This window comes from Endozoicomonas atrinae (assembly GCF_001647025.1).
In the GTDB taxonomy this organism is placed as follows: domain Bacteria; phylum Pseudomonadota; class Gammaproteobacteria; order Pseudomonadales; family Endozoicomonadaceae; genus Endozoicomonas; species Endozoicomonas atrinae.
On record NZ_LUKQ02000975.1, the window covers coordinates 1 to 216 of the forward strand.

The following is a 216-nucleotide window of genomic DNA, read 5'->3' on the forward strand; positions in this document are numbered from 1 at the left end:
AATCCTTAACCACCGCATCCGGTGTGACCTGCTCGGGTTTCTGCTTGCCATCCGGTGTCAACAGCAGGCCCCTCAGGCAACATTGTTCCTTAAAGCGCGCTATCCCCAGCTTGCCTTCTGGACTATCTGGGAAATCCTTAACCACCGCATCCGGTGTGACCTGCTCGGGTTTCTGCTTGCCATCCGGTGTCAACAGCAGGCCCCTCAGGCAACATT

General features: G+C 56.5%; 1 protein-coding gene. It reads right to left on the reverse strand.

Annotation, left to right across the window (positions count from 1 at the left end; all coding sequences use genetic code 11):
- Nucleotides 1–216 (reverse strand): hypothetical protein (locus tag AK963_RS34795; RefSeq protein WP_175404862.1); only part of this gene is annotated, 216 nt, incomplete at both ends.